Source organism: Allobosea sp. P4_E12 (genome assembly GCF_056401655.1).
The window spans coordinates 1-15,673 of the sequence record NZ_JBFUIY010000062.1 but is presented as its reverse complement, the minus strand read 5'-3'; the positions used below and the strand labels follow the sequence as shown (position 1 = coordinate 15,673).

14 protein-coding genes are annotated in these 15,673 nt (G+C 61.1%); 7 read left to right on the top strand and 7 right to left on the bottom strand.

Translation table 11 applies throughout. From position 1 onward, the window contains the following. From AC1DW9_RS34585 to AC1DW9_RS34555, 7 genes are all read right to left on the bottom strand, one after another. The coding region (locus AC1DW9_RS34585) for a caspase family protein (protein ID WP_476855336.1) at positions 1 to 201 on the bottom strand (201 nt) is incomplete at its 3' end. Between the two features lie 17 nt (positions 202 to 218). After that, positions 219 to 1,496, bottom strand: coding sequence for a caspase family protein (locus AC1DW9_RS34580; protein ID WP_476777387.1), 1,278 nt, complete (start codon positions 1,494 to 1,496; stop codon positions 219 to 221). A 17-nt stretch (positions 1,497 to 1,513) separates the two neighbouring features. Continuing rightward, positions 1,514 to 2,497 carry a caspase family protein gene (locus tag AC1DW9_RS34575; protein ID WP_476777388.1) on the bottom strand — a complete coding sequence of 328 codons (984 nt, stop codon included), beginning with the start codon at positions 2,495 to 2,497 and terminating at the stop codon, positions 1,514 to 1,516. An 813-nt stretch (positions 2,498 to 3,310) separates the two neighbouring features. Continuing rightward, positions 3,311 to 4,540 (bottom strand): serpin family protein, encoded by a 1,230-nt coding sequence (locus tag AC1DW9_RS34570; RefSeq protein WP_476855335.1) that lies wholly within the window; start codon positions 4,538 to 4,540, stop codon positions 3,311 to 3,313. Between the two features lie 80 nt (positions 4,541 to 4,620). Continuing rightward, complete coding sequence (locus tag AC1DW9_RS34565) at positions 4,621 to 6,321, bottom strand: caspase family protein (protein ID WP_476777390.1); 1,701 nt, start codon at positions 6,319 to 6,321, stop codon at positions 4,621 to 4,623. 26 nt (positions 6,322 to 6,347) lie between these two features. Beyond that, a complete protein-coding gene (locus AC1DW9_RS34560; RefSeq protein ID WP_476777391.1) occupies positions 6,348 to 7,298 on the bottom strand; it encodes an OmpA family protein in 951 nt (316 codons plus the stop codon). A 187-nt stretch (positions 7,299 to 7,485) separates the two neighbouring features. Beyond that, positions 7,486 to 7,770: a hypothetical protein gene (locus tag AC1DW9_RS34555; RefSeq protein ID WP_476777392.1), complete on the bottom strand. Its 285-nt coding sequence runs from the start codon at positions 7,768 to 7,770 to the stop codon at positions 7,486 to 7,488. An 816-nt stretch (positions 7,771 to 8,586) separates the two neighbouring features. Between AC1DW9_RS34555 and AC1DW9_RS34550 the strand changes: the two genes are divergently transcribed. The 7 genes from AC1DW9_RS34550 to AC1DW9_RS34520 form a co-directional block, all read left to right on the top strand. Next, complete coding sequence (locus AC1DW9_RS34550) at positions 8,587 to 9,168, top strand: DUF4384 domain-containing protein (RefSeq protein WP_476777393.1); 582 nt, start codon at positions 8,587 to 8,589, stop codon at positions 9,166 to 9,168. A gap of 52 nt (positions 9,169 to 9,220) precedes the next feature. Continuing rightward, complete coding sequence (locus AC1DW9_RS34545) at positions 9,221 to 10,303, top strand: DUF4384 domain-containing protein (RefSeq protein WP_476777394.1); 1,083 nt, start codon at positions 9,221 to 9,223, stop codon at positions 10,301 to 10,303. A 239-nt stretch (positions 10,304 to 10,542) separates the two neighbouring features. Continuing rightward, positions 10,543 to 11,940 (top strand): trypsin-like serine protease, encoded by a 1,398-nt coding sequence (locus AC1DW9_RS34540; RefSeq protein ID WP_476855334.1) that lies wholly within the window; start codon positions 10,543 to 10,545, stop codon positions 11,938 to 11,940. Positions 11,941 to 12,038: 98 nt separating this feature from the next. Continuing rightward, positions 12,039 to 12,647 (top strand): hypothetical protein, encoded by a 609-nt coding sequence (locus AC1DW9_RS34535; RefSeq protein WP_476777396.1) that lies wholly within the window; start codon positions 12,039 to 12,041, stop codon positions 12,645 to 12,647. A 29-nt stretch (positions 12,648 to 12,676) separates the two neighbouring features. Beyond that, positions 12,677 to 13,117 (top strand): hypothetical protein, encoded by a 441-nt coding sequence (locus tag AC1DW9_RS34530; RefSeq protein ID WP_476777397.1) that lies wholly within the window; start codon positions 12,677 to 12,679, stop codon positions 13,115 to 13,117. Between the two features lie 266 nt (positions 13,118 to 13,383). Then, positions 13,384 to 15,024 carry a tetratricopeptide repeat protein gene (locus AC1DW9_RS34525; RefSeq protein ID WP_476777398.1) on the top strand — a complete coding sequence of 547 codons (1,641 nt, stop codon included), beginning with the start codon at positions 13,384 to 13,386 and terminating at the stop codon, positions 15,022 to 15,024. Between the two features lie 460 nt (positions 15,025 to 15,484). Next, a partial coding sequence (locus tag AC1DW9_RS34520) for a MarR family transcriptional regulator (protein ID WP_476855333.1) occupies positions 15,485 to 15,673 on the top strand: 189 nt, incomplete at its 3' end.

The window sequence follows — 15,673 nt, the reverse complement described above, 5'->3', positions numbered from 1 at the left end:
CTCGAAGCCGGCCTCCTTCAGAAGGCCGGCGACCGCATTGGCATCGTTCACCGGATTGGCCAGTGGCGAGACTGCGGTATAGGCCGCATTGCCGATGACCAAAGCCACGCGCCGTTCGGTCGACTGCGCGAACGCCATGCCAGCGTATAGACCCGCCAACACGGCACAAAGCTGCAAGAGCCAGAGATGGAATCCGCGCATGTCGTTGTCGGTAAACCTTATTCGCATACCCGTTGGCCATTGAACGTGAAGCAGTTGCCCTTCCCGATCGAGGGCGTCCGAGCTTCTCGGCGCGGGCGTGCTTCTGCGGACGGTTTGGGGACAAGTCGGCCACTGGGAACACAAACCCCTGCTGAGTCGAGCTTCTGCCCGACAGGGCAAAGCTTAGACGGCGGCGGCGGATAAGTGAGATTGGGGCGCCCGTCGCCGCCAGGCTCAGTGTTCGCATTCATAGGAATGGCATTTTGCGCAGGAGATGAGGGCAGTGTCGGCGGCAGTGCCAACGAGGCGGAGGGCGATGCATCGGCCTCCAATTTTGTTAGGGCGGCGCGAGCGATCTCCGCGTTCGGGCCGGCGCCGTAGCGGGACAGAAAGGCGCGCCAGGCTTCCCTTGAGTTCAGTTGCTGCGCCATGGCGAAGGCCACCTGTTCGGCCGCCTCGCCCGGCTGTACTTGCGTTCCGACGACCGCGGCGGCAGCGGGCGGTAGGGGGTCGCCCGGCTTCGCAAGCGAGATCATCTGTCCGCCGAGGGAGCCGTTGATATAGGGCTCCTGTGCGTTGCCGGATGCCTTGAGCACCTCATCGCGCACGGAGCCAAAGGCAAGCCGGATGTCGAGGTCAGGCTTTACCAGATGTTTCAGCAGCGCGTCGGTGTAGGGGCTGTGGGCGCCCAGGCCGTCCGCTGCTGTGGTGCCCTCCTTCGCCGCGTAAGCGATCAGCGTATCAGTCAAGGGCGGCTCGACACGCCCCAGGCCGCGTGTGGCCGAACGCCGCTGGCCCAGCCGGCTGATGGGGGCGAACCGATTGTCGCGGCAGGCGTCGAGGATCACCAGGCGCAATCGAGTCGCCGCATCAAGCGATTTCAGCACACGGCTCAGCGATATGGCTTCGTCATCCGCGTCCCGCTCCGCAGCCAGCCTCGCGTCCACCGGGATCAGGAAGTTCTCACGGTTGATCTCCATCCCGTGGCCTGAAAAATAGATCACGCCGATGGCTGCGCCCTGCAGCTTGTCCTCGAAGCTGCGCAGCGCCCTCAACATCCCCGCCCGGTCGAGATTGTTCTGCAGATCTACAGTCTCGAAGCCGGCCTCCTTCAGAAGGCCGGCGACCGCATTGGCATCGTTCACCGGATTGGCCAGTGGCGAGACTGCGGTATAGGCCGCATTGCCGATGACCAAAGCCACGCGCCGTTCGGTCGACTGCGCGAACGCCATGCCAGCGTATAGACCCGCCAACACGGCACAAAGCTGCAAGAGCCAGAGATGGAATCCTCGCATGTCGATGTTCGTAAATCTTATTCGCATACCGGTTGGCCATTAAACATGAAGCAGTTGCCCATCTGCGTTGCATGAGTTCTGGCCTCTCGATCTGCAGACGCTCCTGACATCAACGGCGCATCGGCGCTCGTCGGATCTGCGGGGGAGGCCTGCGCGCGGAGAGAGATGGAATCGCCCCCAAGGGAGCCGTAGATATAGGGCTCCTGAGCATTATTGGTTGCCTTGAGGACATCATCACGAACGCGAAGGAATGCGAGGCGAATGTCGAGGCCGGGTTTGGGCAGGTGCCGTAGCAGGGCGCTGCTGAAGGGGCTGTTGACACTAGCGCCATCGGTGGCAGTCGTTCCTTCGCGTGCAGCAAAGGCGACCAGAGTATTAGGCGAAGTCGGCTCAATCCTCGCCAAGCCACGTGTCGCCGACCGCTGCCGGCCCTGTCGCCCGACCGGAGCGAACCGATTATCCCGACAGGCATCAAGGATCACGAGGCGCAATCGGGTCGCCGCGTCCAGTGTTTTGAGAACTCTGCTCAAAGACACGGCCTCATTGTCCACATCTCTCTCGTCGGCCAATTTCGCGTCGATCGGTATGAGGAAGTTTTCGCGGTTGATTTCCATTCCGTGACCGGAAAAATAGACCACCCCAATCGCCGCTCCCTGGAGGCGATCTTCGAAGCTGTGCAACGCCTGCAGCATACCAGCCCGATCAAGGTCATGGTGGATGTATACCGTCTCAAAGCCAGCTTCCTGCAGCGCTCTGGCTACCGCGTCAGCATCGTTGATCGGATTGGCAAGGGGCGAGACGGCTTTGTAGGCCGCATTGCCCATGATCAGAGCCACGCGCCGTTCAACTCGATTAGCTTGGGCGGCGCTAAGGTTACAAAGGTTGGTCAAAGTCACGCCGAGAAGAATAAAGCCGAACATAGTAAATCGAGTCGACATTCTACCCTGCCCTGCTTCCGTTATGGCATCACCATTAATGCCCGCAACCGTCTCTCTGCTCAAGAGTTAGCTCTCCAAGGAAATTGGAGATGCGCATGAGCGTCTCGCGTAGGCGCTCATGCCGCCAGACGCCGCCGGCCGCTGAGCCTGCGCGCCGCCAACCTGCAGTGCATACCCTCAAGATAAAATGACGCGCGCCCCAAAAAAGGCAGATGTCGTCACCATGAGTTTTCATTCAAATAGATCGAAAATCAGTAATGAACTACGCAACTAATCGATTTTGCTGAAATTGTACCGTCACCTGCCATTGTCCCTCTGCCTCTCCATGTGTAATCGCAAGAACCGTTCCCGTCAAATTTTATAGTCGCAGTCTCTTCGGACCAATACATTCCGTAGCTGCACTGATGCCTATCGATGCGGTTCAGAATCAATGTATCGCCAGAAAATGATGATGACAATTCATACAATATTGTTTTACAAATGTTTCTGTTCACATTTGGATTAAATTTGTCATATGAATTCTTTCCATTGACCGTATAAACTTGTCCACGGTTTATATCGCGATCATACGCAACTCCGTCGCACACACCTGAACTAAATATACGATTCCCAGCAATTCTAATAAGTGCACTACAATTGCCTGATGGGTTTCCACTTGCGCTCAGTACTGTGGTCGCGATCTCGATTCGCTTCGGCAGGCGCGGCGCGGCGCTGCCAATCGAAGGTTGAAGACTCAGGGCAAGCAGTGACACCAAAATATATCTACTCTTCATGATTAATCTCTCCCAATATTAAGATTTAAATGGCGCCGCCAGCCGACTTTCAAGGTGATCGGCTGCGCTCCACGATTGAAAGCCTCACCTATCGGATGATCCTTTAGGATGGATCGCCGACATAGCCGATCATCAACACGGTCCCGGTAGAACGGTGACGCAGGGCGTAGACGAAGGGCTTGTCGAGGCTGATCAGCGTCGGGCTCACGGGAGCCGCACTTCTCGTGATGACGGCAGCAGTTGCAGCGGCGGCTTCGGTGCCCTCTTCACTGGCCTTGATAAATACCTTCTGCTTCACGGCGGAAAGGGAAAGGCCGGGACCGAAGCCTTCAAGCTGGGTTTTTGAGGCGAGCCCAGCAGCCAGGCCCATCTGCGAGAGGGGGCCAAGCAGGTCGTGCTCGCCGTTAGCGGAAAATTTCGGCAAGGCCAGGCGCACCGGGCCTGACTTAAGTCCGCCGCCTGCCAGGAGCTCGTCTGCTGCGGCAAACGCTGAGGCGGCGGCCGGCTTATCGGTCGTGGTGACCAGGGTCAGCGCAAAGCGATCGTCGGCGTAGCGCAGCTCGACGGCGGCAAAGCGCCCCGTTTTGCGGAACGCCAGGGTTTCATTCTGCAGGTGCATGGTCGCTGGCGTCACGGCCGAGCCGTCAAGGCGAGTGAATGGTCTTGCCTGCGTCATCTGCGGATCAAAGGGTATGCGCCAGCAATCCTTGAAGGCGAGGGCGTTCACCGCAACGAGCGAAGGTGGCGAGCCTGGTTCCAGGATCGTGTCGATGCGCCCCCCAGTACGCTCCTTGGCCCAGCGATTGACGGCATCGATCGCTCCGGGCTTGTCGAACTCGATCCGTTCGACCAGCGCGCCAGCTTCCGATTGAACCCGCTCCTCCACCTCCGGCTGCAAGCGTTGGCGCCGATCGACGAACAGCGCATCTGCGCTCGCGAACGGGGCATTCGGCCGACCGCCTATCACGGACAGCAGTCGAGCCTGCCGCCGTAAATCGTCCATTTCGGTAGCGCGGTTGCGCTTGTCTAGCTTGAGAGTATCGGCGATCGCAGCCTTCATGGCTCCGTCCGCTCCAACTTCAAGGGTCGCCAGAACCTGCGAAATGCCAAACGGCGACACCGCGACATTCCGTTGGCCGGCGGGGCTCAGCTTCACGAGCCAGCTCAGAGCCAAAGCAGTCTTACGTTGGGATCGCTCCCCGGTTTCCGCTTCGATCGCGAGTAGGGGACGAGCCTCGCAGCTCGTGGCGAGGCCTGCCTGCCCCTCATGTGGCAGAAGCAGCAGGGCGGTGGCGAGCAGCAACGCCGAGCGGAAACGCCTTCCAACACGCATAGAGGGAAACCTCAAACTAAGAGACGCGACAGCGAAAGAAGAGGCCGGGGCGCGCGCCGTTTCGGCGGGTGATGGTCGGATCACTGGCGTGGTCCTCCTCCGTTGAGTTCACTCGATCCGGTGAATATCCCTTGAGTACCGATCCGGACTCCGTCATCGAGCGACTTGCCCACCAAATCGATGGCTCGCAAAGGTTCAACGCGATTGTGCAGTTTGGTCAGCTCAGCGGTCAGCCCATCAAGCGGTTTTGGACTGGTGACTAACACGAGCAAATCGGTTCCGGCAGGTGGCGTGGCTTCGATTTGGGTAAGCGGACGGTCGGACGGAAGGAGGATCGGATCTTCCTGATCCTCGCGAAAGCCATTTGCTTTTCGCCGCGGATACAGGAACTGGACCTGGCCTGACCCTGCAATGTTGAATAGCAGATAGTACTCAGCCTCGTCGCGCGGACCTTCGAGCCTGCGCGCATCCACCACGACACGTTCACCTAGAACGTAGCGCTTGTCGCCGCCTTGCAGCCGAATCTGACGCGGCCGATCCAGAGACAAAGCCAGTAGCCGCCGGAACGCAACCTCTCGCTCCGCCAAGCCGCGCATCTCATTGCCGCTAATCTGACTCGCAACAAGGTCACCGCCTCGGGAGAAGGCGTTGCTACCACGCAAGATGACGTCCGCATCCGATACCGAAGATGCCACCTCGATCTCGACAGCGCCACCGGAATGGAAGCCCGATGCAACAGGAATTGCGTCGACGCTGAATACTCGCACCTTGTTCGATGTCGACGCACCCGTGGACGGTCTCACGGCAGGTGTGTCACCAAAATCCCGGACGGTATCAATGACGGTGCGTGTGAAGTCCTGTCTCGGCCGCAGATCCGGCTCTTGCCTATTTTCGCTTTGAGCGCGGATCGTTGGGTTGATGTAGTCGACAAGATCAGCCCGGGTAATTGCACCGCCCTGACCGATCATTACTGATCCCTCGATCACTCGGGCAAAAGCGTAGGATAGCGCCCCCCTCCAAGAGCCAGAGCCTTTGGGAATTTCCACCTCTGGCGATGGCTGCGTCGCGTCCACGGCCGCAAGGAACGTAAGGTCCGGTAGTGCCTTGTCCGTATCCACGGGCTCAGGTAAGGCACGGAAAACAGGGACCAGAGGATCCACACCGTCACGGATAGACAAGGATTGCGCATAGCGATAGGAAGCTGGGCTCGTTTCCACGAGCGGAGGCCGGATGTTCTTCGTTAAGCCTCCTCCGTAGCAAGTGTCGGCCACAAAAACGGTGCGGGCTCCCTTGGCCTGAAGCGCCCGAAGGCGAACATTCATTTCAGCTCCGGCAATACGCTCTCTCGCCGAACCGCCGAGACTTATGTCAATCTGCCCGCCTACGTTTGGCAGAATGACATCCGCTAGCAGAAAGACTTCCCGTTGGTCGCCTGCCGAAATGCCGGGCGGGCGGGCCTGTCCCCATCGCTCACGGCTGCCGTGTCCGGCAAAGGTTATGATAACAAGATCGCCGTGCTTGGCCTGCTGGACGATCTGGTCAAGCGTTTCCAAGACGCGGTCGCGGCTTGCTTCACCATTGAGCAAGAGCGTGAGATTGCGCACGCCCCGTTTCTTCAGAGCTCTGCCGATGTCATTGGCGTCCGCGACAGCGCCGCGCAGCGCGCTGATATTGCGATAGCGGTCAACCCCGACGACGAGCGCATGGGTTTCGGCCTGCACCGCGGCAGTCGGAAAGGCGCAGATCGCGAGCGTGCCAATGAAGACAAGACGTTGAAGCATGTTCGATCCGTACGGAGTTGCGGACATCACTTTTTCCAGTCGAATTCGACTCGCCGGTTCAGTTCATCGATCTGAGCCTGGTCGTAGGCGGATGCGTCGACAAGTTGTCGCGGCTCCGACTTGCCCTTCCCGGCAACCTTGATGTTGCCGCTAACGCCTTTCGCCTGCAGGAACTCGGCCACCTTGCGAGCACGCCTCAATGACAGTTTCTGGTTGAACTCATCGCTACCGACCCTGTCGGTATGACCGGTGACGATAATGTTGCCGGGACGGCGCTCCTGCATCAGCCGAGCAAAATCCTCAGCGGCCTGGTGCCCCACCGGGGTGAACTCGTCGGAGTTGAACTCGAACAGGATCGGCACCGGCACACGCGTAGCCTCCGCCCCTCGCATCAGCGTCTCGCTGTAGACGCCACCCATGTTGCCCGCGCGAGTGCGAGGAACTTCCACCAACCGTCCATTGGCCCCGGAAGCTGCGAGATGGCGCGCCTCATCGGCCCTGCGCCCTAGATAGGCGAGTGTCTTTTCAAGCTGCCTGTTCTCGGCGGGATTCACGGCTGCGACCATTTCTATCGCCTGCTGATAGGCGAGCGCGGCGTCGGCAAAGGCTTTGCGCCGGATATCGAGGTCGCCTTTGGCCATCGCGGCCGCCCATGATGAATGCAATGCAGCAGCAGCCAAGACCAGACGGTCGGCGCGATCAGTCTCTCCTGGACGCGCGCGCAGTCGTTTCGCCTCGTCGAGGAGCCGCTCGGCCAACGAGGCTTTGGCGGCGCGACGATCAGCCGGGCCACAGTCGCGCGCCAGCTCGATCTCCTTGACCAGCCGATCGGCGGAGTCGAAGTCGGGCGCCTGCAGCAGCCGCACCAGATTTTCGCGCCGGGCTGTGCAATCGGCGAACGCCGGGCCGTTGATCAGGGCAGGCAGCAGGGCAAGGGCTGCCGCCAGTGGCAGCTTGGACAACCGCGATGTGTTCATGGGGTTCCGTCGTCTGACCAGCACTTCTCAGGGGAAGGCACGAGAAGATAGTTCGCGCGCCGAGCGAAGATGAATCCGGCCACGATAACCGTCAAGTCGACCGGAACTCGGGACAGAAGGCCTGCAACCTTTGACGTAACTGCGTTCCGGCAGCATAAAACAGGTATCGCATTGAGCCCGAAACAACTCAACGGCACCGCATGGTCCGCTTGCGGATCGGGCGACCGCCATCATGGTAACCGACGATCACGCGGCGCGTGACGCAGAAGAGGTCGTTGCGGCCATCGTCATAGATGACGCGACCGGAGTTGCCATTGACGATCAGCAAGCGGTCCTCGCTCGCGTTGATTTCCTGCGGCGCAACCTCATCAATGGCATGGTCCAGCCGCGCCTCGGCACGGGCGGTGCCGTGAAGGCCCGTGAAGGCGAGAACCGCGAGGCAAGGGGCCTGCGGCGCGATACGTCCGGTCATGTCGATCTCCATTCTCAGTCAGTGACGGGCCCGGTGGCCCGGCGACCGAAACGATGATCGGGCCCCTCACCTTGCGCTAGGCCCGAAGCCTCCAAACGGATTTGAGGCGGGCAAGGCGATGGCCGATCCCTAGTCGGATAAGCAAAGCGCCCGTGTCACCCCTGTGCGATCGACCGATATCCCTTCCGCAAACGCGAGCCACAGGCATCTGGCCTCGATCCCCCACCCCCACCTTGAGTAGAAGATTGCTGCACAAAAATGATTCAGCGCGCATCACCCCGTTGGGTGATGCGGCTTTGCGACAGGGCGGTCCAAGATAGGCAAGGTTACCGATCGCCGATGCTTGGTGGGTGTTGCATGCGAGCACATATGCTGTGGGTCGTTGACGGCCAGAAGGGCTGGCGATGACGGCACTACCAGCATGTCCTCACCAGTCGCGGGCGCCAGCTTCCAGGCTCCATGCAGATTGCGGCAGCCCGCACCGCATCATCGGGGGCGAGCGCCGGGCGGGCTCAGGCCAGCCCGGCAGCGCGGCTTGCGTGATGACGGTAGATGCTGACGCTAAGCCAAAGAGGCCGCTCCGCGGCTCGATGATCAGGGCAACGCCAGGGTCGCAGCCTCCCAAGCGATTGGAGGGGGGCAAGGGGATAGCCGCGCGTGAGCCTTACCCGGACCGGGGCACGTCGCTATACACTAACTAACCTAGCGACAATAAATGAAAGCCCCCGCCTTGGCGGTCGTTTTCAGAAACGCTATGGCTCATTTCTACCCGTCCTCGACGTTGCGAACGCTGTCGAACTAAAAGGAAGAGCAGTCATGTCGGTTGATCGTAGACAGGCGCTGAGCAAGCTTGGAAAGGGAGCTGTTACTCTTCTCTTTGGTGGAATCGTCTCCTCGACGGCCGCGCCGGCTCAAACACGGGACCTGACCGTCGAGGCGCCGGCCGCAGCGGGCGCCAGGCCACGCCCCTCCCGGCAGCCTGTACTGCCGGTCAATGTCAGCCTGATGCCGGTTGGCCCCTCGGTGCTCCCGGTCGGCTCGCGCATCCGCCTGCGCATCCAGTCGAACAACAACGGCTTCGGCCATGTCTATGTCGCGAATGCCTCCGGCAAGATCGTGCTGCTGGCCGAAAACCTGCCCCTGCGCGCCGATCGCTCCCTAGACCTGCCGCGGGGCGGGATGATCCTGCGGGCATCGCCGCCGACGGGCGACAATGTCGTGCATTTCCTGGCGACACGAAGCCGCTTCCCGGGCTTTGCCGGCGGTGCGACCACGACGACCCCGCTGGATGTCCAGGCTTCCAGCACGGGCCTCGAGGCGCAGCTCGCCACCCGCCTCTCCGACACCCCGCGCAATCACTGGGGCATGACGAAAGTGACGATCCGGGTGGTCGACTGACCCGGGTTCCGCGCGACCATCATTCGAAGCCCTTCTCAGAGGAACGAACGCAATGTCCTTCCACGCGCTCCACAGCAGTGTCGCCGCGTTTGCGCTTGCCGCGGTCATCGGCTGCGCCGTCCCCGCAAAGGCCCAAACCGTGCGCGATCTCTCGCCGGAACAGACCCAGGTCTTCAATGCAGGCCTGGCCAAGCCGAACTCGCTCTCGATCCTGGCCTTGCTCGATCGGGCCAACGCCACCTACGGCCTCGGCGACATCGTCCGCCTTGCCGTGAAGTCCAATGAGGATGCCTACGTCACGGTGTTTAACATCGGCGCCTCCGGCAAGGTGACCCAGCTCTTTCCCAATGCCTTCCAGACCGAAAACCGCATCAAGGCCGGCGAGACCCTGGAAATCCCATCGCAGGCCAGCGGAACGCAGATCAAGGTCTCCGGCCCGGTCGGTGCGGAACTGATCAAGGTTATCGCCACCTCGAAGCCGGTCACGATCATCCCCGACAAGAACTTTCAAGCCGGCACGGGGATTTTCCGCAGCCTGGAAGGCGGGGCCGATGCCCTCAATCGCGATCTCGCCGTGATGGTGGAAAAGCCGCCGGCGGACACCAAGGTTGCCGTCCTGAACCAGGTCATTAAGACCGTTCCGGCGCAGGCCGGCGGAGCTGTCGCCCTCGGGGCCTTGGTTGTGCCGACCGCGACCGCACCGGCCCAAACGCAACCGCTTCCGCTGCTGCTGGCGACCGACAAGCGCAGCTACAAGGTCGGCGAACCGCTGACGATCGGGGTTACGCCGCTTCGCCCCTGCCACCTGGCCGTCTATGGCAGCGACCAGAGCGGCAAGACCCGTTTGCTCTACCCCACCTCTCTCCTGCCGGCGACCGCAGTGGCGGCGATGCAGACGGTGATGGTTTCGGGTGGGCCGTCCCCGCAAAGCGTCATCGCCACCGCGCCTGGAACGGACACCATCACCGCGATCTGCGCCGCCGAGCCACGTCCGGCCACGGTCGTCATTCGCACGGCAGCCGACGTCCTCAGCGATGACGAGAAGTCCGCCTTCGAGCGGGAGCTCGCAGCGGTACCCGCCCGCCCTGCGGACACCACCGGCTTTGCGCAGACCGTCGTGACGATTACGCCTTGATTGCAGCGAGCGCCGCAAAACGCCTCCTCATGGCCGCGCCGAACGGGCGGCCATGATCTCAACCTGCAGGCCATCCTTGCATCGCCTTATCGAGACCGGAGTGTCCGATGTATTGTTCAGCTGCTTCACTGTCCCGATCTCTCGGAGCCCTTGGCCTGGTCCTGACGGCATCCGCCGCGGTTAATCTCGCGTCGGCGTCCGGCGCAGTCGCCCAGAGCGACAGCCGCGGGGTCAGCCGTATGACCCCAACGCAATCCGATCTGCCCGACGAGCCAAGTATCGAGGACATCATCACCCACCGCTCCGACCATTCCCGTGTCGTCGGCGGTGCAGCTGCTGGGCCGGGGCAGTGGCCAAGCCTGGTCGCGATCTATTCGAGGTCGTCCGGTCGCAATCCGCGACAATTCTGCGGAGGGACCGTGATCGACACGGAATGGGTGCTCACCGCGGCCCATTGCGCAGCCGCGATGAAACGGGAGCCAGGTTCGACCACGTTTTTCATCCGGGAAGGGACAAACAACCTGAATGGCAATGGCGGGCGCGATGTCGCCATCAACGCCAATCAGATCATCATGCACACTCAGTACGACCCTCGGCTTACGCTGAACGACGTCGCCCTGCTCAAGCTCTCCGGAAAAGCCTCGGCTCCACGGCAGAAGTTGGCCAGTCGCAGCGACGGGGCCACCGCGCTCAGCCCCGGTCGGAACTCGACTGTCGCCGGCTTTGGGGTCACCGCCTCGAATGGTTCCGCTTCGGCGTTGCTGCTGCAAGCTGACGTTCCGATTGTCGACCAGAGTGAATGCCGCAGGGTCTATGGATCCGACAGAATTACGGATGCCGCCTTCTGCGCGGGCTTGCCGGAGGGCGGCAAGGATTCGTGCCAGGGCGATAGCGGTGGCCCACTCTTCATCCCTCATGCCAATGGTGAGCAGATGCAACTTGGCGTGGTCAGCTGGGGCAAGGGCTGCGCGCTGGCACGATATCCCGGGGTCTACGCCTCGGTCGGTCAATTCCAAGACTGGATTAAGGACCGCGTACGCGGCGCCGTGTTCACCGATAGCGCCATCTCCAGTAGCTCCGTGCAGAGTAGCGTGGCGAACTTGACCAACGGCGCGAGCCAGACCGACAAGCCGAGCCACATCGCGCAGGTCACGCTCGATATTGCCGAAGGCGATACGCTCAAGGTTGATTCTTACATCGAGGTGCGGGTGACCTCATCAGTTGCCGGGAGCGTCGTCATCTACAACGAGAATCCGGATGGGAGCTCCTATCAGCTCTATCCGTCCAAGGCCTTTCCAGCGCCTGGCGCCAACCCGATGCTCGCCCGGATCGAGCCAGGCCGCGTCCTGAGAATACCGTCAGCGTCCCAGCGCGAGGCCGGCTATCGTATTATAATCCGCCCGCCGACGGGGACGAACAAGCTGCGTGCCTTGGTCGTCCCCGAAAGCAAGCGGATGGAGGAGATCGTCGCCGAGCATTTCGACGGCGGCGATATCAGGGACCTCAGTGTCGTCACCAACCAGATTGTCGACGCCGGACTGGTCAACGTCGGACAGAATACACGCGGACCAAAACCGGTGCAGGTGGCCCCGGTCAATCGTGGCACGGCCGAGCGCACGTATCGGATCGTCAACTAGGCGAGTCGGGCGACGGGATCAGCATACGATCCCTTGCCTGCTTCTTCGATACGATCGGAACCAGACCACCGACAGCGTGCCACAGCCCTCCGAGAACCATGATCCGCAACGACATCTTTTCCAACGACGCCGAGGTCAGTGCGGATCTGTTCGTCCAGGAGAGCCTGCTCTGGTCGCGGGCGATTCTGACGAGCCGGCTGATCGAGGCCAGCCGGTCGCAGGTCCCAGCTGTCGTCGAGACCTTGCGGATCGAAGCGATGTATCAGTTCTGCGAGTTCTTCTACCTGCTCAAGGCACGCCGGCTCGAAAGCGTCGAGGCGATCGAGGCGCTCGCCGATATCCATAACCGCCATCTCGACGCGCTGAGTCGCGATGGAGAGAAGATGAAGAGGCTCGGGTTGAACAAGGCCCGCGTCCTCGATGCGATCTTTACCGCCGATACGCTACCGCGGCTCCTCGAGATCTGGCGTACGCAGCCCGGGCGCCTGGACCAGTCCAATCTCGCGCGCTTCCTAGCCACCGTGATGTCGACCGAGACCTGCCGCAAGCTGATCGTCGCGGCCGCGGAGGCGGGCTTCCTACAGCGCGGCAAGTCACCTTACGGCAGCATTCTGGTCTCCACGACCGGAGCCATGGAACAGATCTTCGGCGGCGTACTACGCGACCTGCGCCAAAGGATCGCTGCGACCAAGACGAGTCGGCCTTGAGCCGAATTTTCAAAACTTCGGAGGCAGGCATGAAACCCGGATCGCGCAACGGCGCCGGCGAACCAAGGCGGGACGACGCAGCGGCGGCATGGCTGAGCCTGATCGCTCGCAGCGTTGGCCCGGCTGCCCTCGCCCTAACGCTTGGGCTGGTCGAACCGGCCCGCGCCGACCTTGCGCCGAGCCAGAGCATGCCAACCTTCTCTACGGCGGATCTCGAAACGATTGCCCGTAACGAAACCTTGCGTCGCGCCGTCGAAGCCTCGCCCTGGCTCGTCCATCGCATCCTGCGCCGGCTGGAAAACCCGCCCACCGCTCCGCGCAGCGGCACTCCTGACGATGCGCCTCCTACAACGCGCGATACCGACCTGAGCCGCGACCCCGATCTCGACTCCCTGCAACGCAGTTCGCCGGAGGCCGCACATGATCTATTTCTATTGATCAAGCAGGCCGGAAAGGGCGGGACCCGTTGAAGAGCTGAGCCGGCTGTTCGCACAATGACCGAGCCGAGAAAGCCCAGGCCGATGGAAGAAGGCAATTGCACGGACTTAATCGCTCTTCTGTGGAGCGACGGATGGCAGGGACACGAGGAGTTGTCGGACCGGGCCGGGGCCGCATCCAGCCTTGCATCGTTTGGGAGCACACCTAGTCGTCATATTATTGTCAGCTAATCTGTTTGGCTAATATCGCCGCGACAGCAATCGATTGGAGTAAGCTTATGCGGATGGCGTTGTCGAGCATGGTTGTGCTGATCGCGTTGGCGGCTAGCCTCATGCCCGTTACCTCGTCGCGTTCTTTGGCGCAGGGCTTCTTGTCTGACGACGAGTGTGAGGCGCGCCCGGATGAAACGATGATCGCGGCTTGTTCTCGGTTTATTGCACGCAAGAGCGGAGTTTCTGCCAAAGAACGTTCTGCTGCGTACCATCGTCGTGGAGAAGAATACCGCAATAAGGGCGATTTAGATCGCGCCATATCTGATTACAGTCAGGCACTTAAAATCGATCCGACGTTTGTTGAACCATACCGCGACCGCGGCTTCTTATACGGTCGCCGCGGAAAACTGGATCTTGCCATAAACGACCTAAATGAAGCTATCCGACTCGCTCCAAAAGATTACCTAAATTATTATTATCGCGGCGCGAATTATTTTCGCCTGAAAAATTTTGATCGTGCTGAGATTGACTATACAAACGCTATAAGCTTAAACCCAAACGATGCTGATCTATATCTAAATAGAGGCGATATATATCATTTCAATGGGGCCTTTGATCGCGCCATAGGCGACTATAGTCAGGCCGCCCGCCTTTTCCCAAAATACTCGCTCGCTTACTATGCCCGGGGAAATGCTCATCGAGCCAAGGGCGAGCACGACAGCGCCATCGCTGATTACAGTCAGGCTATCAGTCTGGACCCGAAGCTCGCCAGAAGCTATTTCGATCGTGGCAAAGCTTACCTTGCCAAGGGGGATATTGGTCGCGCGCTTGCGGACATGGAGGCCTTTGTTAAGCTGGAGCCGGACAATGTCGACGGCGCGGCCGAGGTGAAACGCCTACGGGCAACTTTAACGCCGACGCAATCTCCGACACCCACTGTCGTAGCTACCCCACCTTCGAAGGTTCTCCCGTCGCCCGCCACACCACCACCCGCCGTGACGATACCCGGGCAGCGCCGCGCCGCTTTGGTGATCGGCAACGACAGCTATCGTCAGATCGATCGGCTGTGGAAGGCGCGCGGCGATGCCGATGCGATTGCCGCGACGCTGAAGACCATGGGCTTCTTGACCACCCTTGCCCATGACTTAGACAATGTCGGTTTCGCGCAGGTGCTTGACCGTTTCGTCGCCAGCCTCGAGCCGGCCGACACCGCCCTGTTCTTCTTCGCCGGCCATGGCATTGAGGCTGACGGAACGAATTATCTGCTGCCGACCGACATGCCCAATGTCGACCCCAGGCAGACCCAGTTCCAGCGCTCGGCCTATAAGGTGCGCGAGATCGTCGACCGGATCCGTCAGCGGTCAGTTCGGGTCGCGATCGCCGTGATCGACGCCTGCCGCGACAATCCTTTGCGCGCAGCCGGTCAGCGAGGTGGGGCGACGCGGGGCCTCGGGCGTATGGAGGCGGAAGAGGGCGAGTTCCTGCTGTTCTCCGCCGGTCCCAGGGAGGCCGCGCTCGACCGTCTTAGCGACAGTGATGCCTCCCCGACATCGGTCTTCACGCGGGTCTTCATCAAACATCTCCCGACGCCCGGCGCCAGCCTGGTCGACATCGCGAAGAGGACGCAGAGTGAGGTTCGGGCGCTTGCCCGCACGGCGCAGAGGTCGCATGCGCAGTTCCCCGACTACTCCGACAGGATCGAGGGTAATTTTGTGCTCGTGCGGTGAGGCTTTTGCCAAGGGGTGCGCGTCACGTCATTGCCCGCCCTTGGCAACCAAGGTGGCGTCTGAGTTGACCATCTTTCAGGTTGCCTCTCGTGGAGACTTTCCTGGGCACTGAATGGATCAGATCAGCCGCTCTGTACTTCGTGGATGCTCTCACCCTTTTGGGGGATGGCAGGCAGGCTCTCGGAGGCCAAGGTCGATGATTGAAGGATTCGGCAAGGGGCGTAACGGCCAACAATGATAAACCATCGTCATTTCCTACCAACCGGATTGCGCCTCACGCGATTTGGATGCGGATTCCGATTGAAGCGGGCGGGGTATTCCGAAGCGAAGCCGGCAGGGCATTCCGATTTGAAGCCGGCATGTGATTCCGAGATGAAGCCGGCACCCTGAAGGGGGTGTTGGAGGCCTGGGTCAGCCACTCTGGCAGACGTTTTCCGTATCGACCGAGACGGAGACCGTGATGCCTGCGAAGAGGAAGCTGACCATGAGACAACTGCGGCAGATGCTGCGTTTGGCTGAGGAAGATCTGAGCCCCGGCGAGATCGGGCGTCGTCTTGGTGTGGCGCGCAGTACCGTGCAGGGGAACCTGGCACGAGCCCGGGAAGCCGGCCTGTCCAACCTGGCACGAGCCCGGGAAGCCGGCCTGTCC

Coding starts and splice junctions, on each gene's coding strand:
- AC1DW9_RS34560 (WP_476777391.1), bottom strand. CDS start 7,298: ATGAACACATCGCGGTTGTCCAAGCTGCCACTGGCGGCAGCCCTTGCC.
- AC1DW9_RS34535 (WP_476777396.1), top strand. CDS start 12,039: ATGATCCGCAACGACATCTTTTCCAACGACGCCGAGGTCAGTGCGGAT.
- AC1DW9_RS34570 (WP_476855335.1), bottom strand. CDS start 4,540: ATGCGTGTTGGAAGGCGTTTCCGCTCGGCGTTGCTGCTCGCCACCGCC.
- AC1DW9_RS34555 (WP_476777392.1), bottom strand. CDS start 7,770: ATGACCGGACGTATCGCGCCGCAGGCCCCTTGCCTCGCGGTTCTCGCC.
- AC1DW9_RS34545 (WP_476777394.1), top strand. CDS start 9,221: ATGTCCTTCCACGCGCTCCACAGCAGTGTCGCCGCGTTTGCGCTTGCC.
- AC1DW9_RS34540 (WP_476855334.1), top strand. CDS start 10,543: ATGACCCCAACGCAATCCGATCTGCCCGACGAGCCAAGTATCGAGGAC.
- AC1DW9_RS34580 (WP_476777387.1), bottom strand. CDS start 1,496: ATGCGAGGATTCCATCTCTGGCTCTTGCAGCTTTGTGCCGTGTTGGCG.
- AC1DW9_RS34525 (WP_476777398.1), top strand. CDS start 13,384: ATGGTTGTGCTGATCGCGTTGGCGGCTAGCCTCATGCCCGTTACCTCG.
- AC1DW9_RS34565 (WP_476777390.1), bottom strand. CDS start 6,321: ATGCTTCAACGTCTTGTCTTCATTGGCACGCTCGCGATCTGCGCCTTT.
- AC1DW9_RS34550 (WP_476777393.1), top strand. CDS start 8,587: ATGTCGGTTGATCGTAGACAGGCGCTGAGCAAGCTTGGAAAGGGAGCT.
- AC1DW9_RS34530 (WP_476777397.1), top strand. CDS start 12,677: ATGAAACCCGGATCGCGCAACGGCGCCGGCGAACCAAGGCGGGACGAC.